The organism is Trinickia sp. (assembly GCF_051953955.1).
In the GTDB taxonomy this organism is placed as follows: Bacteria; Pseudomonadota; Gammaproteobacteria; order Burkholderiales; family Burkholderiaceae; genus Trinickia.
This window is the reverse complement of record NZ_JBQCIF010000030.1, coordinates 75,610-98,470: the sequence shown is the minus strand read 5'-3', so window position 1 is coordinate 98,470 and position 22,861 is coordinate 75,610. Positions and strand designations below refer to the sequence as shown.

Annotated in this window: 14 protein-coding genes and 2 pseudogenes; 7 read left to right on the top strand and 9 right to left on the bottom strand. The window is 63.4% G+C overall.

The features are described 5' to 3' along the window. The 3 genes from ACTHNZ_RS06415 to ACTHNZ_RS06405 are packed head-to-tail and all read left to right on the top strand — an operon-like array spanning position 1 to position 3,027. Positions 1–702: an ABC transporter ATP-binding protein gene (locus tag ACTHNZ_RS06415; protein ID WP_440541656.1), complete on the top strand. Its 702-nt coding sequence runs from the start codon at positions 1–3 to the stop codon at positions 700–702. Between the two features lie 4 nt (positions 703–706). Continuing rightward, on the top strand, positions 707–1,852 hold the full coding sequence (locus ACTHNZ_RS06410; protein WP_440541655.1) for an ABC transporter permease: 1,146 nt from the start codon (positions 707–709) through the stop codon (positions 1,850–1,852). Continuing rightward, entirely contained in the window at positions 1,849–3,027 is a 1,179-nt protein-coding gene (locus tag ACTHNZ_RS06405; protein ID WP_440541654.1) for an ABC transporter permease, read from the top strand. The genes ACTHNZ_RS06410 and ACTHNZ_RS06405 overlap by 4 nt, the downstream gene beginning before the upstream one ends. A 12-nt stretch (positions 3,028–3,039) precedes the next feature. Here the strand turns inward: ACTHNZ_RS06405 and ACTHNZ_RS06400 are convergent, their stop codons facing one another. The 9 genes and pseudogenes from ACTHNZ_RS06400 to ACTHNZ_RS06360 form a co-directional block, all read right to left on the bottom strand. Beyond that, positions 3,040–4,677: an AMP-binding protein gene (locus ACTHNZ_RS06400; RefSeq protein ID WP_440541653.1), complete on the bottom strand. Its 1,638-nt coding sequence runs from the start codon at positions 4,675–4,677 to the stop codon at positions 3,040–3,042. A gap of 13 nt (positions 4,678–4,690) precedes the next feature. Beyond that, entirely contained in the window at positions 4,691–5,086 is a 396-nt protein-coding gene (locus ACTHNZ_RS06395) for a RidA family protein (RefSeq protein ID WP_440541652.1), read from the bottom strand. After that, positions 5,083–5,541, bottom strand: a complete 459-nt coding sequence (locus ACTHNZ_RS06390; RefSeq protein ID WP_440541651.1) for an acyl-CoA thioesterase — start codon at positions 5,539–5,541, stop codon at positions 5,083–5,085. The genes ACTHNZ_RS06395 and ACTHNZ_RS06390 overlap by 4 nt, the downstream gene beginning before the upstream one ends. Further along, on the bottom strand, positions 5,538–6,761 hold the full coding sequence (locus ACTHNZ_RS06385; protein WP_440541650.1) for an acyl-CoA dehydrogenase family protein: 1,224 nt from the start codon (positions 6,759–6,761) through the stop codon (positions 5,538–5,540). Before ACTHNZ_RS06385 ends, ACTHNZ_RS06390 begins: the two co-directional genes overlap by 4 nt. A 1-nt stretch (position 6,762) precedes the next feature. Continuing rightward, a complete protein-coding gene (locus ACTHNZ_RS06380; RefSeq protein ID WP_440541649.1) occupies positions 6,763–7,620 on the bottom strand; it encodes an enoyl-CoA hydratase family protein in 858 nt (285 codons plus the stop codon). Positions 7,621–7,636: 16 nt separating this feature from the next. Then, a complete protein-coding gene (locus ACTHNZ_RS06375) occupies positions 7,637–8,182 on the bottom strand; it encodes a MarR family winged helix-turn-helix transcriptional regulator (RefSeq protein ID WP_440541648.1) in 546 nt (181 codons plus the stop codon). Next, positions 8,179–8,964, bottom strand: coding sequence for an SDR family NAD(P)-dependent oxidoreductase (locus ACTHNZ_RS06370; protein ID WP_440541647.1), 786 nt, complete (start codon positions 8,962–8,964; stop codon positions 8,179–8,181). Before ACTHNZ_RS06370 ends, ACTHNZ_RS06375 begins: the two co-directional genes overlap by 4 nt. Beyond that, on the bottom strand, positions 8,961–11,297 hold the full coding sequence (locus ACTHNZ_RS06365) for a bifunctional salicylyl-CoA 5-hydroxylase/oxidoreductase (RefSeq protein WP_440541646.1): 2,337 nt from the start codon (positions 11,295–11,297) through the stop codon (positions 8,961–8,963). The genes ACTHNZ_RS06370 and ACTHNZ_RS06365 overlap by 4 nt, the downstream gene beginning before the upstream one ends. Before the next feature lie 275 nt (positions 11,298–11,572). Continuing rightward, a pseudogene (locus tag ACTHNZ_RS06360) lies at positions 11,573–12,076 on the bottom strand (transposase); the annotation flags it as partial. A gap of 279 nt (positions 12,077–12,355) precedes the next feature. Between ACTHNZ_RS06360 and ACTHNZ_RS06355 the strand changes: the two are divergent. The 4 genes and pseudogenes from ACTHNZ_RS06355 to ACTHNZ_RS06340 all read left to right on the top strand — a co-directional run bounded on the left by ACTHNZ_RS06355 (position 12,356) and on the right by ACTHNZ_RS06340 (position 22,770). Further along, positions 12,356–12,580, top strand: a complete 225-nt coding sequence (locus ACTHNZ_RS06355; RefSeq protein WP_440541645.1) for a hypothetical protein — start codon at positions 12,356–12,358, stop codon at positions 12,578–12,580. 1,028 nt (positions 12,581–13,608) lie between these two features. Then, positions 13,609–22,191 (top strand): GH36-type glycosyl hydrolase domain-containing protein, encoded by an 8,583-nt coding sequence (locus tag ACTHNZ_RS06350; RefSeq protein ID WP_440541644.1) that lies wholly within the window; start codon positions 13,609–13,611, stop codon positions 22,189–22,191. A gap of 134 nt (positions 22,192–22,325) precedes the next feature. Next, a complete protein-coding gene (locus tag ACTHNZ_RS06345) occupies positions 22,326–22,517 on the top strand; it encodes a hypothetical protein (protein ID WP_440541643.1) in 192 nt (63 codons plus the stop codon). A gap of 2 nt (positions 22,518–22,519) precedes the next feature. Further along, positions 22,520–22,770 (top strand): annotated as a pseudogene (locus ACTHNZ_RS06340) (DUF1488 domain-containing protein). The last annotated feature ends 91 nt before the right edge of the window (positions 22,771–22,861 follow it).

Here is a 22,861-nt window from a genome sequence, read left to right as displayed (position 1 = left end):
ATGCAAATGACTGCCATGGTGTCTCTCAAGAACGTCGTGAAGACTTACACGCGCGGCAAGCAGACGGTGGAAGTACTGCATCATCTCGACCTGGACGTGGCCGAGGGCGATTTCGTCGCGCTGATGGGCCCCTCGGGATCGGGTAAGACGACGGTACTCAATCTGATCGGCGGAATCGATCATCCGACGAGCGGCGAGCTGGTCGTGGCCGGAGAACGGATCGACCAATTGAAGGGCGGCGCACTGGCGCGCTGGCGCTCGAACAACGTCGGCTTCGTCTTCCAGTTCTACAACTTGATGCCGATGCTGAGCGCGGAGCGCAACGTGGAGTTGCCGCTCCTGCTTACGTCGCTCGGCAAGAGCGAGCGCATGAAACGCGTGCGCGTGGCGTTGGCCATCGTCGGCTTGGAGGACCGCGCCAAGCACAAGCCTTCGGAGCTCTCGGGCGGGCAGGCACAGCGCGTGGCGATTGCTCGGGCGCTCGTTTCCGATCCGAAGCTGCTCGTGTGCGACGAGCCCACGGGCGATCTCGACCGCACCACGGCCGACGAGATTCTCCATTTGCTGCAAGTGTTGAACCGCGACTACGGCAAGACGGTCGTCATGGTGACGCACGATCAAAAGGCCGCCGATTACGCGACGCATACGCTGCACCTCGACAAAGGCCGGTTCGTCGAAGAGCGGCAACGGACCGAGGCGTGATGCGATGAAATTCATCCCGTTGATATGGGCGATGCTTTGGCGCAAAAAGGTGCGCACGTCGCTGACGCTGCTTTCGATCCTGATCGCGTTCTTGCTGTTCGGCATGCTGCAAGGCGTGAATTCCGCGTTCAAGGAAACGATCGCGCGCTCGAACGTCAATCGCCTCGTGGTCACGAACAAGATTTCGATCACGGAAAGCCTGCCTTACGCCTACATGCAGCAGATCGAGGCGTTGCCGGGCGTCGAGCGCGTGTCGCACGAATCGTGGTTCGGGCCGTATTACCAGGACCCGAAGAACTTCGTGGCGGCCTTTCCCGTGGAGCCCGAACGCGAGTTTCCCGCGCATCCCGAGTACCAAGTGCCGAAAGATCAGTTGACCGCGCTCGAAAACACGCGTGACGGGGCGGTCGTCGGCGCGGGCCTCGCAAAGAAATACGGCTGGAAAATCGGCGATCACATTCCGCTGCATTCGACGATCTGGGTGAAGGCGGCAGACGGCAATTCCGATTGGGACTTCACCATCGTCGGGCTTTATGAAGACCCGGCCGATCGCTCGCGCGAAGATGCCATGTTCTTCAACTACAAATATTTCGACGAGGCGCGCAGCTTCGCGAAGGGCACGGTGGGCTGGTACATCGTCGTCGTGAAGGACCCCTCGCAATCGGCGCAGGTAGCGCAGGAGATCGATCGGCATTTCGCCAATTCGCCCGACGAGACGAAGACGCAAACGGAGAAGGAATTTCAGCAGTCGTTCATGAAGCAGATCGGCGATATCAATCTGATCGTGACTTACATCTTGTTTGCGGTGTTCTTTGCGTTGCTGTTCGCGGTCGGCAGCACCGTCATGCAGGCCGTGCGCGAGCAAGTGCCCGAACTGGCCGTGCTCAAGACGTTGGGCTTCAGCGATACGCGCATGCTCGTGCTGGTGCTCGTCCAATCGCTGACGTTGTGCATCGTGGCCGCGCTGCTTGGCCTCGGGCTCGCCGATCTGCTGTTTCCGGCGCTGCGCAATACGCTCGGGGTCGTCTCGCTGCCTGCGACGGTGATCGTCGAAGGCGTTCTGATGTCCGCGCTGCTGGCCGTTGCGACGGGCATCGTCCCGGCTTGGCGCGCGAAACGGCTCGTCATCGTGGAGGCTCTGCGGTCATGATCAAGCAAATCGTTGCCGTCACGTCGATGAACCTGCGCAGCTTGCCGCAGCGGATCAGCACGGCCTGGGTCATCGTGATCGGGATTGCCGTGACGGTGGCCGTCATGGTGTCGGTGCTCGCGATGGCGACGGGGTTTCAGCGCACGCTGAAGGGCACGGCGCGGGCCGATCGCGCGATCGTGCTGCGGGCGGGCTCACAGGCCGAGCTCGAAAGCACGATCGATCGCGGGAATGCGCAGACGATCATGGACGCGCCCGGCGTCCGTAAAGACGAGGCGGGCAGGCCCATCGCTTCTGCCGACGCGGTCGTGATCGTTTCGCTGCCGCAGAAGAAGGACGGTGCCGATGCCAACGTCACGCTGCGCGGCGTCGGTCCGAATGCGATGAAGCTGCGGCCGGAGATGCATCTGATCGCGGGCCGGATGTTTCGCCCCGCGGTGCGCGAGTTGATCGTCGGGAAGTCGGCCGTGGCGCAGTTCAAGGGGCTCGATCTCGGCAGCCATATCGCGTTTCGCAATTCTGATTGGACGGTCGTCGGCATCTTCGAAAGCGGGGGCGATGCGCATGAGTCGGAGTTGCAAGGCGATGTGGAGACGGTTTTGTCGGCTTATCGCCGCAACGGCTTTCAGTCGGTGACGGTGATGCTCGATTCGGCCTCGGCCTTCGATCGTTTCAAGGATGCGTTGACGACGGATCCTTCGCTGAAAGTTGGCGTGCAGCGAGAGGCGGACTATTACGCGGCCCAATCGCGCAATCTTTCGAAGCTGCTCGATCTATTGGCGTATTTCGTCGGCGGCATCATGGCGCTCGGCGCTTGCTTCGGTGCGCTCAATACGATGTACACCGCCGTTTCGACGCGCACGCGCGAAATTGCCACGCTGCGGGCGATCGGCTTCGGTGGGGCGCCGATCGTGATCTCGGTGCTCGTGGAATCGCTGTTGCTGGCGATCGTCGGCAGCGTAATCGGATCGGCCGCGGCTTGGGCGTTCTTCGATGGCAATACGGTCAATACGCTTGGGGCGGGATTCTCGCAGGTGGTATTTCATTTGACCGTGACGGCTTCGCTGCTCGTCACGGGCGTGTTCGTCGCCTGCACGATCGGGATGCTCGGCGGGCTGCTGCCGGCAGTGCGCGCGGCACGTCAGCCGATTGCCACGGCGTTGCGGGGGAGTTGAGGATCGGTGGCGTCACATCGCCTTAAGCGCGAACCGCTTCAGCTTGCCCGTTTCCGTTCTCGGTAGCGCTTCGATGAACTGAATCAGGCGCGGATATTTGTATGGTGCGACGGTCTGCTTCACGTACGCCTGCAATTGCGCGACGAGCGCATCGTCGGCCACGTACCCGGGCTTCACGACGACGAACGCCTTGACCACCTGCCCGCGTTCCTCGTCCGGCACGCCGATGACGCCGCATTCGGCGACGGCTTCATGCTGCATCAAAACGCTTTCGACTTCCGGCCCCGAGATGTTGTAGCCGGCGGAGACGATCATGTCGTCGGCACGTGCCTGATAGAAGACGTATCCATCCGCATCGACATAGACGGCATCGCCCGGCAGATTCCATCCCTCGCGCACGAACTTCTTCTGTCGATCATCGGCCAGATACTTGCATCCCGTCGGCCCGCGAACGGCGAGCTTGCCGACCGTGCCCGCGGGCACGGGCCGCATGTCGTCATCCACCACGGCGATCACGTACCCGGGAACGGCCTTGCCGATGGCATGAGGGCGAACGTCCGCGCCTGCGGATGCGATGAAGATGTGAATCATCTCGGTGCCGCCGATCCCATCGATCATTTCGATCCCGGTCGCGCTGCGCCACAGTTCGCGCGTCGAATCGGGCAGCGCCTCGCCGGCGGATACGGTGTTGCGAAGCGTACCGATATCGAATTGCGGCACGAGCGGCGCCATTTGACGATAGAACGTCGGCGCCGTGAACATCGTCGTCGCATGAAAGCGCTCGACCGTGCGCAGCAGCGTTTCCGGTGTCAACTTTTCGATGAGAACCGTCGATGCGCCCACGCGCATCGGGAAGCAGAGCAACCCGCCGAGCCCGAACGTGAACGCGAGCGGCGGCGTGCCGCAAAACACATCGGCTGCGGTCGGCTTCAGCACATGACGCGGAAACAGATCGCACATCGCGAGCACGTCGCGATGAAAGTGCATGCAGCCCTTAGGCGCGCCCGTCGTGCCGCTCGTGAATGCGATCAGACAGACATCGTCGGCCGCCGTGTCGCATGCGACGAACTGCGCCGGCTTCCCCACGGCCAACGATTCCATCGAATCGGGCGCGTCGCTATGAAAGACCTGCACGTCGCCCAGCCCGGCGCAGAAGAATTCGCTCTCCTGATCGCGGCATCGGTTCAGCTCGTCGACGAGCCGCGCATCGCACAGCGCCGCGCGAACCTGCGCTTTCTCGATGATCTGCTTCAACTCCTTAGCGCGCAAGAGCGGCATCGTCGGCACGACGACGAGCCCAGCCTTCAAGCTGGCGAGGAACGCAGCCGCCATCTGCAAGGTATTCGGCCCGCGCAGCAGAACGCGATTGCCGGGCACGAGGCCCATGTCTTGCACGAGCACGTGCGCCCAGCGATCGACCATCTCGCGCAATGCGCGGTACGTCGTACCGTGCGGCGCATCGTTCACCTCCGACCAGATCGCTACGCGATCGCCGTGGCCGGCCGCGATCGTGCCGTCGAGCAGCTCCGTCGCGCAGTTGAAACGCCTGGGATAGGCGACTTCAGGATGATCGAGCAGCAAGACGGGCCATTGATCTTGCGGCGGTAGATTGTCTCTTGCAAACGTATCGACATGGGCAGACGGTTCCATGGCTCGCTCCGGGTCAGTCGGGAATCACGGCAGTGGCTTCGATTTCAACTTTCGCTCGATCTTCGATCAGCGCGGCGACTTGCACGGCGCTCATGGCGATGTCGTAATCGCCGATCAATTCGCGGAATGCCTGGCCGACATCGCGCCCTGCGGCGAGGTACTCGCGCTTGTCGGTCACGTACCAGGTCATGCGCACGATGTGCTCGGGCCGGGCGCCGGCCTCCTTCAACACGGCGACGATGTTCGCGAGTGCCTGGCGTGCTTGATCGGCGAATCCGTCGGAGCGGAATTGCCCCTCTTCGTCCCAGCCGATCTGGCCGGCGACGAAAATCTGTGTGCCGTGTGCGGCGACGCCGTTGGCGTAACCGCGCGGCTTCGGCCAGCCGGCCGGCAAAAGCGGACGTTTCATGAGGTGCCCTTGTGTTCGGTCGTATAGGGAGAGGCGGCGGCCCGGGAAAGCGCCGCGCGGATGTCATCGGGAATGCTGATCGACCCCCCCGTCTCGAGCGACGTGGTGACGAGCACTTGCGTTGTGGCGAAGCGCACGCCGTCGTGCCCGCGGCCGACGATGCGAATCCGGATCGAGCGGCTGCTCACGTCCAGCAGCGACAAGGCCAACGAGATCGTCTCGCCCATCTTGCTCGGCCGCGAAAACTCGCAGTCCAGCTTGACGATGGGCAGGCCAACGCGGCGCGTGCCGATCATCTCGGCATAGTCGATACCGAGCGCGTCGGTGAACCAGTCTTCGACGAGCGCATTCGTGAGCACGAGATACTGCGGAAAGAACACGATGCCGGCGGGATCGCAATGGGCGAACCGAATGCGCACGGGGCGCTCGAATACGATCGGCGCGTTCTCGGTCATCGAGCGCTCCCCGCTTCTTGATGCGCTTTGAGCAGATCGCGGCCGACGATCAATTGCTGCACTTCGGTCGCGCCTTCATAGATGCGCAGTGCGCGAATCTCGCGATACAGCATTTCGACAGGCGTGCCGTTGCATACGCCTTGACCGCCCCAGAGCTGCACGGCCGCATCGATGACGCGCTGTGCGCCTTCGCTCGCATGCCACTTGGCCATGGCCGCTTCGCGCGTGACGCGCTTGCCCTGATCGCGCATCCACGCCGCGCGGTAAACGAGCAGGGCGGCCGAATCGATCGTCAGTGCCATGTCGGCGAGCTTCGCCTGCGTCAACTGAAAATCGCCGAGCGTTTGGCCGAACATGCGGCGCGACGATGCGCGGGTGAGCGCCTCTTCGAGCGCATGCCGCGCGAAGCCGAGCGATGCGGCGGCGACCGACGTGCGGAAGATATCGAGTGTGCGCATCGCGAGCTTGAAGCCTTCGCCCGGCGCGCCGAGCATTTGCGACTTCGGCACGCGGGCGCCGTCGAACCGGAGGCGCGCGAGCGGATGCGGGGCGATGACGTCGATGCGTTCGGCGATCGTGAATCCGGGCGTATCGGCATCGACGAGGAACGCACTGATGCCGCGTGCGCCCGGCGCTTCGCCCGTGCGCGCGAAGACGACGTAGAAGTCGGCGATGCCGCCGTTCGAAATCCAAGTCTTTTCGCCGTCGAGCACATAGGCGTCGCCGTCTTCGCGCGCGGCGAGCGACAGCGCGGCGACGTCCGAGCCGGCCTCGGGCTCCGACAAAGCAAACGCTGCGATGGCGTGCCCGCTTGCGACGCGCGGCAAATATCGGCGCTTTTGCTCGTCGGTGCCGGCCAGCGAGATCGCGCCCGAGCCGAGACCTTGCATGGCCAAGGCGAAATCGGCCAAGCCGGAGCGCGCGGCAAGCGTCTCGCGCAAGAGGCAGACGGCACGCGTGTCGATCGTGTCGCCGTGGCCGCCATAGGCTGCGCCGCCGACGCCATAGCGCAGCCAACCGCCGTCTCCGAGCGCACGCACGAGGTGGCGGCAGGCTTCGTCGACGCGGGCCCGCCCCTGTGGGCCCGATACGATCGGCTCGGCGTGTTCGAACGCGGCTCGATGTTCATCGCACCACGCATCGAGCTCGAGCGCCAAGGCGCGATGCCGTTCCTCGAAGAACGGCCAGTCCAGCATGTCGGATCGTTGTGCTGGGGCCATCTCAGTTTCCTTCGAACACGGGTCGCGTCTTGGCCGCGAAGGCCTGATACGCGCGCTCGAAGTCGCGCGTCGCCATGCAGATGGCCTGAGCTTGCGCCTCCGATTCGATGGCCTCGTCGACGCTCATGCTCCATTCCTGATGCAGCATCGTCTTCGTCACGCCATGAGCGAACGTCGGTCCCGCGGCGATGGTTCGCGCGAGCTCGTTCGCATCGGCCAGCAGACGCTCGGGCTCGCATAGGCGGTTGTAGAAGCCCCAGGAGAAGCCCTCTTCGCCACTCGCGGCGCGGCCCGTGAACAGCAATTCGGAGGCGCGTCCTTGGCCGATGATGCGCGGCAGAATCGAGCAGGCGCCCATGTCGCAGCCGGCCAGGCCCACGCGCGTGAAGAGAAACGCGAGCTTGCTGCGTGCGGTGGCGAGCCTTATGTCGGCGGCCATCGCGATGATCGCGCCGGCGCCGGCACATACGCCGTCGACTGCCGCCACGATCGGCTGCGGGCAGTGGCGCATGGCCTTGACGAGATCGCCCGTCATGCGCGTGAACATCAGCAGCTCAGGCATCGGCAGCCCGACGAGCGGGCCGATGATCTCGTGCACGTCGCCGCCCGAGCAGAAGTTCTCGCCCGCACCGTGAATGACGACGGCTTTGACGTCGGTGGCATAGGCGAGTTGCCGGAACAAGTCGCGCAACTCGGCATACGAATCGAACGTCAACGGATTCTTGCGTTCCGGGCGATCCAACGTGATGGTGGCCACGCCTTGCTCGAGCTGCCATCCGAAGTGGTGGGCCGAATACGAGGCCAGCGTCGTGCGATTGCCCGCACGCAAGGCATCGGCGCCCATAGCTGCATCCGTCATGGTTTCGTTCTCCTATTCAACTCGGGCTTTTGACACTGTCGCGCAAATGTTCCTTGAGCTTGCCGAGGCGTTGATGCATTTTCGATTTGTCGTCGATGGACAGGCCGCCGAACAATTCCACGACCCAACGTTCGTGCGCCTGCGCCATCTTGTCGAACAGCGTGCGGCCGGCCGGCGTGAGCCGTACCGTGAACGCGCGGCGATCATTAGGATCGGCGTCGCGCGCGACGAGGCCTTCCTTTTCGAGCTGATCAGTCAGCCCGGTGACATTGCCGCCCGTCACCATGAGCCGGCGCGAGATCTCGCTCATCTTCAGTCCTTCGGGATGACGCTCGAGTTGCGCCATGAAGTCGAAGCGGGGCAACGTGGTATCGAATTCGGCGCGCAGCCGCCGGCGCAACTCGGCTTGCACGAGGTTCGTCGTCGTCAATAGGCGCAGCCATAGCCGCAGGCTCATATGGCTATCGGCGCCGGTGCTCATTTCGAGGTCGACGACGTTTTCGGCGCGCGGCTCACGCGGTGCGGCCTTTCTTTTTGCGGAAGTGCGAAGGGTGTCGCTCACATCACTTCTCCACCGGAGATCGAAATCGACTGGCCCGTGATCGAGCGTGACTCGGGCATGAGGAGCCACAGCACGGCATGGGCAACTTCATCGGGCTCGATGAAGCGTCGTTGTGGGTTGGCACGTTGCAGGGCCGCGCGTGCGTCGCTCGCGGTGCGGCCCGTCTTTGCGATGACCTGATCGAGCGATTCTTGCAGCAGCGGTGTTTCCGTGTAGCCGGGGCAGACCGCGTTGACCGTCACGCCCGTCGTCGCGATTTCGAGCGCTAGCGAACGCGTGAGACCGATGACGCCATGCTTGGCGGCGCAGTAAGCCGCGACGTAGGGGTAGCCGATTTGGCCCGCCGTGCTGGCAACGTTGACGATGCGGCCGAAGCCGCGCTCGATCATCGCCGGCAAGGCGGCTTGCGTGCAAAGGAACGTGCCGGTCAAATTGACGTCGAGCATCCGTTGCCAGAGACCGAGATCGGTTTTGCCGAACGGGGCTGCTTGGGCTTGGCCTGCGTTGTTGACGAGAATGTCGACGGGGCCCAATGTCGCCGTCGCGGAAGCGAACGCGCGCTCGACTGCTTCGGGCCGGGTCACGTCGGCCGCCTCGCAATGCGTGGGCTGCGCCGTGCCAAGCGCCTGACGCTGCGCTTCGAGCTTCTCGGCGTCGCGGCCGATGAGCGTGACGCGCGCGCCGGCGCCGGCTAGCGCATGAGCGATAGCTGCGCCGATCCCGCTGCCTCCGCCGGTGACGACGGCGTGCTTGCCGTCGAGTGCGTTCGTTCGGGCGTTCATCGCGCGGCTCCTGCGATATGCGTGGCACGTTCGCGTTCGAGATTGCGTTCGAGTTGGGTTTTACCGGCCATGTATTGCTTAGGCCACGTAACGTCGAAGTAGCCGATCTTCGCGGCTTCGGTCAGCGTCCACGCCGGATTTGCCAAATGCGGGCGCGCCACGGCGCAAAGATCGGCACGGCCGGCAGCGATGATGCTGTTCACGTGATCCGCCTCGGAGATGGCGCCGACGGCGATCGCCGAAATACCGGCCTCGTTCCGAATACGGTCGGCGAACGGCGTTTGGAACATGCGGCCGTAGACGGGCCTTTCCGCTTTGCTGACCTGACCGGACGAAACATCGATCATGTCGGCGCCTGCCGTCTTGAAGGCGCGTGCGATTTCGACGGCATCGTCGGGCGTCGTGCCGCCGTCGACCCAATCGTGAGCGGAGATGCGGACCGAAATCGGTTTGCCTTGCGGCCAAACCCTGCGTATCGCTGCGAAGACTTCCAACGGATAGCGCAGGCGATTTTCCAGGCTGCCGCCATATTCGTCGGTGCGCTGGTTCGTGAGCGGGGAAATGAAGCTCGAGAGAAAGTAGCCGTGTGCGCAGTGCAACTCGAGCCAGTCGAAACCCGCCTCGTCGGCCATTTGCGTCGCGCGCACGAATTGCGCTTCGATCTCGCGCAGATCGTCGTGCGTGGCGGCATGCGACCATTGGCTCACGCCTTTGAGGTATTGCTGCGGCGACGCCGAAACGATCGGCCAATTGCCTTCGGGCAGCGGCTGATCGATCCCCTCCCAGCTCACGCGCGTGGATGCCTTTGCGCCGGCGTGCCCCAGTTGCATGCCGATCTTCGCGTCGCTCATACCGTGGACGAACTGAACGATGCGGCGCCAGGCCTGCAGATGTTCGGCATCGTACATGCCGGGGCACCCGGGCGTGATGCGTGCCTCCGGCGATACGCAGGTCATTTCCGTCATGACGAGCCCTGCGCCGCCCATCGCACGGGCGCCGAGGTGCGTCAGATGGTAGTCGCCCACGGTGCCGTCGACGGCCGAGTATTGCGCCATCGGGGAGACGACCACGCGGTTCTTCAGCGTGACGCCGCGGATGGAGAAAGGCGTGAACATCGGCGGGATCGAGTGACGATCGTCGGTGACGCGCTGCGCGCCAGCCTTTTCGGCGAGCCATTGCTCGAACGAGCGGACGTAGTGTGCGTCGCGCTCGCGCAGGTTCTCATGGGAGATCCGCTGCGAGCGCGTGAGCAGAGAGTAGGCGAACTGCTCGGGTTCGAACGAAGCGTAGCGATCGACGTGCTCGAACCATTCCGTCGAATTGCGCGCGGCGTTTTGAATGCGGAGCACGTCGACGCTGCGCGTTTCCGTGTAATGCGTCAGCGCCGCGCGCAGATCGTGCGGATGCGCATCGATGCTGTCGGCGAGCGCAATCGCGTCCTCTAGCGCGAGCTTCGTGCCCGAGCCGATGGAGAAGTGAGCGGTATGTGCCGCATCGCCCATGAGTACGATGGGTGTGCTTTCCCCATTGGCGCGCGGCCGATAGTGCACCCACTGCTGGTTGACGACGCGCGGGAAGCGAATCCATTGTGCCGAGCCGCGCAGATGGGCGGCGTTGGACATCAGCGGATACCCGTCGAGATACTTGGCGAACAGCCGCTCGCAAAACGCGATGCTGTCTTCCTTGCTCATGTCGTCGAGGCCGGCGGCACGCCAGACGCGCTCGGGGGCCTCGACGATGAAGGTGGAGGTGTCCTCATCGAAGCGATAGGCGTGCGCTTGAAACCAGCCCCATTCGGTCTTTTCGAAGGCGAACGTGAACGCATCGAAGAGTTTGTGCGTGCCGAGCCAGACGAAGCGGCAGTCTCGCATGTCGACGTCAGGGCGATAGGTATCGGCGTACTTTTGACGAATGGGGCTGTTCGCGCCGTCGCAGGCGATGATCAGATCGGCGTCGTAGTCTTCGTCGTTCGTGACGTTGGTTTCGAAGACGAGCTTTACGCCGAGCGCCTCGCAGCGCGCTTGAAGGATATTGAGCAGACGTTTGCGGCCGATGCCGCAGAAGCCGTGGCCCGACGAGCGGATCGTGCTGCCGCGGAAATGGACGTCGATGTCGTCCCAGTGATTGAACGCATCGAGAATCATCTCGGCGCTCGGCGCATCGGCGGCGCGCAGGTTTTCCAGCGTTTGATCGGAGAAGACGACGCCCCAGCCGAACGTGTCGTAGGGGCGGTTTCGCTCGATGACGGAGACTTCGTGCGCCGGATGGCGCAGTTTCATCAATAAGCCGAAGTAGAGGCCGGCGGGCCCACCCCCGATGCAGACGATGCGCATGGTCGCTCCTCGCGTGTCGATGGGGGAAATTTAGGTGTAAATAGTTTAGATGTCAAGTAAAAGGGTGATTCGGGACCGGTCACTTCGAGGTCGGTGATCCTAAGTAATAAAGTCCGTCATGGGAGAATAAAGTCCGTCATAGGGCCGGATCATGCGGGGACATTGCGACGACGACAGCGTGCGTGGTGGCAGGGAAGACCTGGCAAGCCGTTGAATTATCCGTCGGTGATGTGCTCAGATGCGTTACGACGGATGCTGGAGGCCGGTTCGGAAGGAGGCGTGCCTTTTTCGTCCGGACGTGCCTTCGGCACAAAGCTCTTATGCCCAGCCCGTGCCTGAATCAATGTACCGGCGACGCTAAAGGGCTCCCAAGATAGATGTCCACGCGTGCGGTTTCGGCTGTCTCGTTGAAGAGCAACACCATCACACCGCGTTGAAGTAAACGGTCGCGGTTCTTGCTGAACGTCGAGTGCTCCCATATCGTGCTGTCCATCGGTAGGCCGACGAACCAGCATGTTGTAGGAAATCTGTTCCACCCGCATGCGCTCGCTACGAACCGGGTACAGCACCTGCAGCAAAAGAGCTCGCACCAGGTTCTCCCGCGCGATGCTCGGCCGACCTCCTTTCACGTCAGCCTCGCACATCCGCGCGAAAACCTCGTCTATGCGTTTAAGCGCGTCATTGAGCCACGCGCAAATCGGACGCAACGGATGATCCTTCGGCACAAAATCGTCGTCCTTCAGCCCCGTGAACGTTGATTCCGCAAAATCGATCCAAATACGCGCACACTAATGAACATCCTGCATCGTCAACCGCGACATTTTCGGATGCGCACGTAGGAGGTCAACATTTGGAATCACCGGTTGCTATCGAGGCCGGACGACGTATCCGCACCGCAATGTCATACCCTTCGGCGTAACGGGAATGTCCGTCAAAGCGATTGAACCTGCGAGGAAAAACACGAGGGTGAAGTTCGTACCCCTGGTAGAGAAGAAACGCGGGTGTCGACATGTTGGTCACTCCACAGGGGTGGCGACCACTGTACTCCGGAACAGGCAATGCAGGGCGACGCAGATTTTTCCGAATTGCATTTCCCGAAAGTGCCGGTGCGTGTGAGGTCAACCACGCAGTTCGCAGAGCGGCGCATGTCCGCACCGGTATCCATCTTCTTTCCGAAGGCTGACGAAGGCACATGCACGGTTCGCGGCGCGGCGAAGCTGGATGAAGTAACGGCTGATATCGGCAAGGTCGTCAAAGGGGTAGACCTGAAGATACAGGCGTAGCGTGTCGAGTGGGAGCCGAGATGTTTGACGACGCGCTGGTCAGAAGCGGTGGCGCACGCAACACGCGCTTGCAATACCGCATCGGATCCTGATGAGCCCACTGTATACCCTCTTGAGCGGGAAAGGCAGCAATTCCGTTAGCCGCGATAATGGACATCGGCCGTCTTTCCAAAATCGCCCGTCTGGAGGGCCTGCATGGGTACCCCCGAAAATAGATCGCGACAGCATCATCAAAAGCGCCCAAACTGCGTGGCACGATGGTCGCGTCTGCGGCCAGCGAAATTGGAGAAATACGATGGCAAAGGGTCAAATGCGCGGCAACCGGGAAGCGAAAAAGCCTAAGCAACCGAAGAAATTGCCGGCCCCCGTGGCAGGTACGTTGTCGGCGGCAGTGCCAAAGCCCGCCTCATCCAGAGAGTCCGCAAGGAAGAAATAACAGCAACCAATCACGCAGACTGCGGTCTGCCTCTCTGTTGCGTCATCCCCCCACGCTTGTCGCAGCGTCTACGGATTGGCAACAGCAAAGCCCCGCACATTCCCCGCTCCGGAATGAATTGCGCAGTTCGTCGATGATCTGCACACGCGCGTCATCAATCCGGCACTAGTGACCTCCGCCCGTCCCAAAGTCCTCGCACGGCACCCTCATACGCGGTTCGTGCCGCGGCACCGGCATATCTCCGTCACACCGGCGGATCAAGGCGATGGCCGTGAACGTTCGACCGAGTCCTGTTTCGCCACGGCTGCCATCGATGGCGCCGGCCACATGCACATTTACCGGCGGTACACACCCGCTTTTTTCGTTCCGTCCATTTGCATCGGTTTGCGTGTTCAACCGCACAGGACGAGCGCCACCTCAGTCCGTACGCGCGGCGTCTCGTCCGGCTGTCACAGGAAGAACCCATCATGTATCAACCCGACAAACCGTGCACCGCCCCGAAGATGGCGCGCGGCACGGCCTTCGAAAGTATCGCGCGCGCGAACCGTCCGCCTCGTCTATTGACACTATCGACGCCGCAGGACGGACGCTCATGAAAACACTCCACCACTTTGCCGCGCTATTGCGTCCACGGGCGCCGCCATGGACCGACATCAAACCGGTGCGAGATGAATTGTTCGGGATCGAACGACTCGAGCAGCACGCGCAAAGTCTCGCTGCCGCACAGCCGGTGACAGACCAGCCGCCTGCCGTGCTGTCACTGCATACACGGCTCGACGACAACGCCGCGGTCCTGCTCGCCGCCTATCGTGCAAGCGCCGGAGAACTGGAGCGCGGCCGTAGCGTGGTGCCCGCCGCGGAATGGCTGCTCGACAACTATCACCTGGTCGAAGAACAGATCCGCGAGATCCGCGACGATCTGCCTCCCGGCTACTACCGGATGTTGCCGAAACTCGCGATCGGTCCGTTCGCCGGCTACCCGCGCGTGTTTGGTCTTGCGTGGGCGTTCGTCGCACATACCGACAGCTACTTCAACCCGCAGATCCTGCGGCGTTTCATCGATGCCTATCAACGGGTTCAACCGTTGACAATCGGCGAGCTATGGGCGGTCGCGATCACGCTGCGAATTGTGCTGATCGAGAACCTGCGGCGCCTCGCCGACCAGATCACGGCCGGCCGGGCCGCACGCGCCGATGCCGACCTACTGACCGACCGTCTGCTCGAGTCAGGCAGCGCGCGCTCCGCGCTCGAAGCAGATATTTCGACGCGCTCGTCGGGCTTGCTATCGGAACTGTTCGCGGCCCAGCTCGCTAAGCGGCTGCGCGATCAGGATCCCCGCACGACACCCGCGCTCGGCTGGCTGGAAGAGCGGCTCCGACAGCAGGGCTCGTCCGTGGAGGAGGTGGTGCGCCATGCACAGCAGCGACAAGGCGCGTCCAACGTCACCGTGCGCAACGTGATTACCAGCATGCGGATGATCTCCGACATCAGCTGGATCGATCTGATCGAAAGCGTGAGCCTCGTCGACGAACGGCTACGCGCGGGGAGTGCCTTCGCGGCAATGGATTTTACGACCCGCAATCGGTATCGCAGCGCAATCGAGCAACTGGCGCGCGGCTCGGCCTTCACCGAACTCGAAATCGCCGACCTCGCGCTGCAGCTGGCGCACACGGCCGCTAGGCCCGGCTCCGATCCAGCGCATGACGAACGCACGGCAGAGCCCGGCTATTACCTGATCGCCGAAGGCCGCGGCGCACTGGAAAACGCGATCGGGTTTCGTCCGCCGACGCGGTTGCGGCTCACGCGCTTCGGCGTCTGCCTTGGCATCGCTGGCTATGCCGGTGGGATTCTGGTGGTCGCTGTGACGCTTCTTGCGATGGCATTGTGGGCGGTGTTCGTGCTGGCACCGCAATGGCACGATGCCTGGGTGCTCGTGCTGTTCGCTGCATGCGGATTCCTGCCTGCTACGGAAATCGCGGTCGCGCTCGTCAATCGCGCGGTGACCTGGAGTTCCGGAGCGACCCCGTTGCCCGCGCTCGAGTTGACTGCCGGCGTGCCGTCGTCGCTACGTACGCTGGTGGCAGTGCCCATGCTGCTGACCAGCGAAGCCGATGTGAGCGAGCTCGTCGAACGCCTCGAAGTCCATCATCTCGCGGGCACGGGCGGCGATCTGTCGTTCGCGTTGCTGGCCGACTGGCTCGACGCTGATCAGGAGACCCTCGATGGCGATGCGCCGCTGCTCGCCGTCGCCGCAGCGGCCATCGAAGCGTTGAACGACCGCTATGGGCCCGGCCCCGGTGGCGACCGTTTCCTGCTGCTGGCCCGCCGGCGCGTGTTCAATGCCGGCGAAAACTGCTGGATGGGCTGGGAACGAAAGCGCGGCAAGCTGCACGAGCTCAACCGTTTGCTGCGCGGTGCGACCGATACCACGTTCGTGCCGATCGCGGGGTGCATGCCGCATGTGCCACCTGATGTGCGCTACGTCATCACGCTCGATGCGGATACCCGGCTGCCGCGCGACGCCGCATCGCGCCTGGTCGGAAAAATGGCCCATCCGCTGAACCGGCCGAGATTCAGCAGCGTCGAGCAACGCGTCGTGGGCGGCTACGCGATTCTTCAGCCGCGCGTGACGCCTTCGCTGCCGGTAGGCCAGGAAGGGTCGCTACATCAGCGCGTGTTCTCCGGCCCCGGCGGGATGGATCCCTATGCTGCCGCTGTCTCTGACGTTTATCAGGATCTGTTCGGCGAAGGCTCGTTTACCGGCAAGGGCATCTATGACGTCGATGCATTCGAAGCCGCGTTGCAGGGGCGCGTGCCCGAGAATGCGTTGCTCAGTCACGATCTGTTCGAGGGCGTCTTTGCGCGTGCGGGGCTGGCGTCGGATGTCGAAGTGGTCGAAGAAGCGCCGGCTCGCTACGACGTCATGGCGAAGCGCCAGCATCGCTGGACGCGCGGCGACTGGCAGTTGCTTCCGTGGATCGTCGGACATCGGCGCGGGGACCGTCAGGCGATGCCGTTGATCGGCCGTCTCAAGATGCTCGACAATCTGCGCCGCTCGCTGATCGCTCCGCTGATGGTCGCCGAGCTTGCGGTGTGCTGGCTCATGCCACTGCCCGCCGGGATTGCCGGTGTGGTGTGGATGCTATGCGTGCTCGCGATTCCTGCCTTCCTGCCGACCGTGTTTGCGATCCTGCAGCGTCGCACGGGTGTTCGTCTGCACAGCCGCGTTCGTACGCTGGGCGGTGACGCGCGGCTCGCCGCGCTGCAAACGCTGCTGTCCGCCGCGTTTCTCGCCGACCACGCGTGGCGCATGGGGGATGCGATCATCCGGACCCTGGTACGGCTGTTCGTGACGCACCGGCATCTGCTCGAATGGACCACCGCCGCGCAGTCGAAAGGCGACCCGCGGCTCGACCTGCGTGGCTTCTATCGGCGGATGGCCGGCTCGACCGCGCTCGCGCTGGCACTGCCTGCCGGGGCGATCGCCGTCGCGCCGTCGCGTTGGCCGCTGGTGCTGCCGATCGCATTGTTGTGGCTTGCCGCACCGGCGCTCGCGCTGTGGTCGAGCCGATCGCCGGCCGCCGCGCGGCGACTTGCCACATCCGGGCAGGACACACGCTACCTGCGTTTGATCGCACGACATACCTGGCGTTTCTTCGAGACGTTCGTGACCCCGGAAGAACACATGCTTCCGCCGGATAATTTTCAGGAAGACCCAAAGCCGGTCGTCGCGCACCGTACGTCGCCGACCAACCTCGGGCTGTATCTGCTTTCGGCCGTCGCCGCGCGCGATTTCGGCTGGGCCGGTACGACGCAAACCGTCGAACGGCTCGAAGCTGCATTCGCTTCGATGCAAAAGCTGACGCGCTTCAAGGGGCATTTCTATAATTGGTACCGCACCCAGGACCTGCAGGCGCTCGCACCGGCGTATGTCTCGTCGGTCGATAGCGGCAATCTAGCCGGTCATTTGATCGCACTCGCCAATGCCTGCGAGGAATGGCGGGATGCGCCGCTCGCGCCGGGAGCCCGCTCCGGCATGCTCGACAACCTGCATCTGGCGCGTACGGCACTGGATACATTGCGTGCGTCCGGCGGCGAACGCGGCAGGCAGTTGCTTGCCATCCTCGAAGAAATCGACACCCAGCTGCGCGGACTGCAGACGCTCGAAGCCGTGTCGCCAGTGCTTGCGCGCCTCACGAAGAAAGCGCTGGACGCCACGCGTGACATCATGCCCGCCGGCGGCGACGACGATTACGCCGACCTGCTGTTCTGGGTCGAGGCCATGGTGGAAAACGTGGCAGAACACGGCCGCGACCAGTTGGACCAGACCGCCGACCCGCAATCGCTGCGGAGGCGCCTGACCGCGCTCGCCGAAACCTCGCGTGCGATGGCGTTCGGCATGGACTTCGCGTTCCTGCTCGATCCCGAACGCAAGCTGCTGTCGATCGGCTACTCGCTTGCCGATAACAGCCTCGACCCGAGCTGCTACGATCTGCTGGCCTCCGAAGCGCGACTCGCGAGCCTGTTCGCGATCGCGAAGGGTGACGTAACGACGGCGCACTGGTTCCGCCTCGGCCGGGCCGCGACGCCGGTCGGCACTGGCTCCGCGCTGATCTCGTGGTCGGGATCGATGTTCGAGTATCTGATGCCGTCGCTGGTGATGCGCGCGCCGGTCGGCAGCCTGCTCGAACAGACGAGCACGCTGATCGTGGAACGACAACGCTCGTATGGGTGCGCGCTCGGCATTCCTTGGGGCATCTCGGAGTCCGCCTATAACGCGCGCGACATGGAATTCACCTACCAGTATTCGAACTTCGGCGTGCCGGGCCTTGGCCTCAAGCGCGGCCTCTCCGAAAACCGCGTGATCGCGCCTTACGCTACTGGCCTCGCGACAATGGTCGCACCACAGGCAGCCTGCGAAAACTACGCTCAACTCGCCGCGCTCGGTGCATTGGGACGCTATGGTTTCTACGAGGCGCTTGACTTCACCCGCAGCCGCCTGCCCGACGGCGAGCACTTCGCTATCGTGCGTAACTTCATGGCTCATCACCAGGGCATGACGATCGTGGCGATCGCCAACACCTTGCTCAACGCGCAGATGCGGACGCGTTTTCATCGTGAGCCGATGATTCAGGCAAGCGAGTTGCTGTTGCAGGAACGCATGCCGCGCGATGTGGCCGTCGCGCACCCGCGTGCCGAAGAAGTGAACATATCGGCGACCGACGCTGGTACGGCGCCGCGCATCGTGCGCCGTGTCGTCGAGCAGACATCCGCCACGCGGGCCCCCATCACGCATTTGCTGTCCAACGGCCGGTACGCGGTGATGTTGACCGCGACCGGCGCAGGCTACAGCCGCTGGCGCGATCTGGCGATCACGCGCTGGCGCGAAGACACGACCCGCGATAACTGGGGCTCATTTATCTTCCTGCGGGATACGCTACGCGACCATGTCTGGTCCGCGGGAGCGCAGCCGTTCACCGGCGAAGTCGAGTCCGGCGACGTGGTGTTTGGCGAGGATCGCGTCGAATTTACCCGCCGCGACGGCTCGCTCACCACCACAATGGACGTGCTCGTGTCCGGCGAGGCGGACGGCGAAGTCCGCCGCGTATCACTGACGAACAGCGGCCGCAGTGCGCGAGAAATCGAACTCACGTCGTATGCCGAATTCGCGCTGACGACCCAGGCCGCCGACAACGCGCATCCGGTCTTTTCCCGGATGTTCGTGCAGACGGAGCAACTCGCGGAATTCGGCGCACTGGTGGCGACGCGCCGCCCGCGCTCGCACGACGACCCACAGATCTGGGCCGCGCATTTTGCGGTCGTCGAAGGCGAGATCATCGCCGAACCGCAATACGAAACCGACCGCATGCGCTTTCTCGGCCGTGGCCGCAGTGTGGGCAACGCCGCATCCATCGTCAACGGCAGGCCGCTGGGCAATACCACCGGCACCGTGCTTGACCCGGTCTTTGCGCTACGCTATCGCGTACGGGTGCCACCGGGCAAGGTGGCGCGCGTAACCTTCTGGACCGTGGTGGCCGAGTCGCGCGCACAGTTGCTCGACCTGATCGACAAGCACCATGATCGCAACGCGTTCGATCGCGCGAAGACACTCGCGTGGACCCAGGCTCAGGTGCAGTTGCGCTACCTCGACGTCAAAGCCGAAGAAGCCGCGGATTTTCAGCGGCTCGCCGCACCTATCCTGTACGCCGACCCACGCTTCAGGGCGCCGTCCGAGGCGATCGTGCGCGGGGCCGGCACGCAGTCGGGCCTGTGGCCGCACGCGATATCGGGCGACCTGCCGATCGTGTTGCTACGCATCGGAGACGTCGAAGATATCGCCCAGGTCCGGCAGTTATTGAAAGCACACGAATACTGGCGAATGAAGCGGCTCGCCGTCGATCTCGTGATCATCAATGAACGGGCCTCGTCGTATATCCAGGGATTGCAGACGACAATCGAGACCGCTGTGCGCAGCAGCCAGACACGCCCCCGCTTTGGCGAAGAGCTGGCGCAAGGAACGGTCTACACGCTGCGCGCCGATCTGATGAGCATGGATACGCGTGCGTTGCTGCAATCTGCCGCGCGGGTCGCCCTGATCGCCCGGCACGGGTCCGTCGCGACACAGCTCGCACGCATGCCGTATGCCGAGAACGAGGCGCCCGAGCCGCGCCGGCAAAGCCGGCCGATGTTGTCGCCATGGGCCACCCCGCTCGATGCATCCGGGACCTCTCTCCCGATCACGGCCGTGCTCGAGTTTTTCAACGGCCTCGGTGGTTTCGACAAGAACGGCCGCGAATACGTGACCGTGCTGACTGCGGGCGCCGCAACACCGGCACCGTGGATCAACGTGATCGCCAATCGGGATTTTGGCTTTCAGGTTGCGGCGGAAGGCACTGGCTATACGTGGGCTGAAAACAGCCGCGAGAACCAGCTCACACCGTGGTCGAACGATCCTGTCGAGAATCCCGCCGGCGAAGCGCTCTACGTCCGCGATGAAATGACCGGAGACGTCTGGGGCGCCACCGCGCTACCGATCCGCGACGGCGGGACCTATATCGCGCGTCATGGCCATGGCTACAGCCGCTTCGAACACGAAGCGCACGGCGTTGCGCTCGAATTGCTGCAATACGTGCCGCTCGCCGATCCGTTGAAAATTTCCCGACTCACGCTGCACAATACGTCCGGTATCGCACGGCGCTTATCGGTGACGGCGTGGATGGAATGGGTGCTTGGTACATCCCGCGGTGCGTCGGGGCCGTTCGTCGTAACGGAAATCGATCCGGTCACCGGCGCGATGTTCGCGCGCAATCCGTGGAGCATGGCATTCGGCACGCGCATCGCGTTCGCCGACCTCGGTGGCCGGCAAACGGCATGGACTGCGGATCGCACCGAATTCCTCGGCCGTCACGGCGACGCCGCCGCGCCGCTCGGGCTGACGGGTGACGTACCGCTGTCCGGCGCAATCGGCGCGGGGCTCGACCCGTGTGCGGCCTTGCAGGGCTTCATCGAACTGGGCGCGAACGAGACGGTCGAGGTGGTCGCGTTCGTCGGTCAATGTGCGTCCGCCGACGAGGCGCGAGCGTTGATCCAGCGCTATCGCCGCGCCAATCTCGACGCCGTGCTCGCGGACGTGACGCAGCACTGGCAGAACGTGCTCGGTGCCATTCAGGTGAAAACGCCCGACCGCGCGATGGACCTGATGCTGAACGGCTGGCTGCTGTATCAGACGCTCGCGTGTCGTATCGAGGCGCGCTCGGCGTTCTATCAGGCCAGCGGCGCATACGGGTTCCGCGACCAGTTGCAGGACGGCATGGCGCTCACGCACGTGCAGCCCGACGAAACGCGGCGGCATCTGCTGCGCGCGGCGTCACGGCAGTTCGTCGAAGGCGATTTTCAGCACTGGTGGTTGCCGCACTCCGGGCAAGGGGTGCGCACCCGGATCTCCGACGACCGTGTCTGGCTGGCATTCGCCGCCGCGACGTACATTGGTTGCAGCGGCGACGCCGCCGTGTTGGACGAAAACGTATCGTTCCTCGATGGGCCGCTATTGCGGCCCGGCGAGCACGATGCGTTCTTCCAGCCGATGATCGCGGACGAATCCGCGTCGCTGTTCGAGCATTGCGCCCGCGGCCTCGATCAATGTATCGCGTTGACCGGCGTGCATGGCTTACCGCTGATCGGCACCGGCGACTGGAACGACGGGATGAATCGGGTCGGTGCGCAAGGCAGCGGGGAAAGCGTCTGGCTCGGCTGGCTGCTGCTGCGCACCGTCGAGCTGTTCGCTCCGCTCGCCGAAGCGCGCGACGCACAGCGTGCCGCACGCTGGCGCGCGCATGCAACGTCGGTGCGCATTGCGCTGGAGCGCGACGCATGGGACGGCGAGTGGTATCGCCGTGCGACATTCGACGACGGCACATGGTTAGGCTCACACACGAACGAGGAATGCCGGATCGATTCGATCGCTCAGTCATGGGCAGTGCTGTCGGGTGCCGCGGACCCGGCGCGTGCCGCGCTGGCCATGGTTTCGCTGGAGAAGCATCTGATCCACCGCGACGACGGGATGGCGCTGCTGTTCACGCCGCCGTTCGATCGCACGTCGCGCGATCCGGGCTATATCAAGGGCTATCCGCCGGGGCTACGCGAGAACGGCGGTCAGTACAGCCATGCGGCGATGTGGGCGATTCTGGCGTACGTGAAACTCGGCGACGGCAACCGCGCAGCTGAACTGTTTGCGCTGCTCAATCCGGTCAACCATGCGCGCACGCCGGTCGAGGTCGATCGCTACAAGGTCGAGCCCTATGTCATTGCAGCCGACGTATATTCGGTGGCGCCTCATGTCGGCCGCGGCGGCTGGACCTGGTACACGGGGTCGGCGGGATGGATGTACCGCGCCGGTGTGGAGGGCATTCTGGGAATCAGGCGGGAAGGCGATTGGCTGGTGATGAACCCTTGTATTCCGGATGCGTGGCCCGGCTTCACGGCAACCGTTGACATGCATTCGACGCGGTATGAGATTTGCGTCGCATCAATCTCGCGCTGCGGCCCGATGCATGCCGTGCTCGACGGCGAGCCTGTTGACTGCAACGGGGAAGGCGTCCGGGTGCCGCTGGATGCAGGATCGCATACGCTGTTGCTGGACTTATCTGTGTTGGTCGCGACCTTATCTGAAAGTTAGCCCGAGGCACACATTCAAAGAGGCGGCGAGCCAAACCCATGGACGTTCTGCAAAGAAAGAACACCGGTATTGTACAAAGGGTGTACAGTGGTTTGACCGGTCGCCTTACGCTACCTACTGCTGCGAGAGCAATCATGCAATCACCCATCAAACCTGCTTCCAGACCGACTGGCGCCCCGAGCGAATACGCCATCGAGCGCAAGACCGCTGCTCAACGACTCGAAACGGCGGACGCTCTGCGCGCTGACAAGAGACGTCTGAGCTACGCCTCCATCGATTCAAACGCCAGCAAGTGGCGTTATTCGGTCACAAACGAGAAAAGCTGATCGTGGCGCTCCAATTTCCCAACCCTAGTCGCAGCTATGATGCGGGCCGTCACTGCGTAAGCTTCTGGGGATACGACAACTCCCGGGAAATCACCTTCGTGGTCGACGATGCGATGCTGAAAATCTGCAGCCTGGCGTGGGCAATGACGAACGCTCGATACTCGGTGCCTTCGATGTGTGCCGCGAGAAGCTGCTCGAAATCGCCAGAAAGCTGTATGTAGGTGGTCTGCAAAACCGCTATTCGATTTTGTGATCCTTATTATCAGAATGGCCGCTACCGCCCCCAACCTATCGTGGCACTCGGCTGAACTCACCCTGATCGTTCCATTCCAGCCGCGCACCAT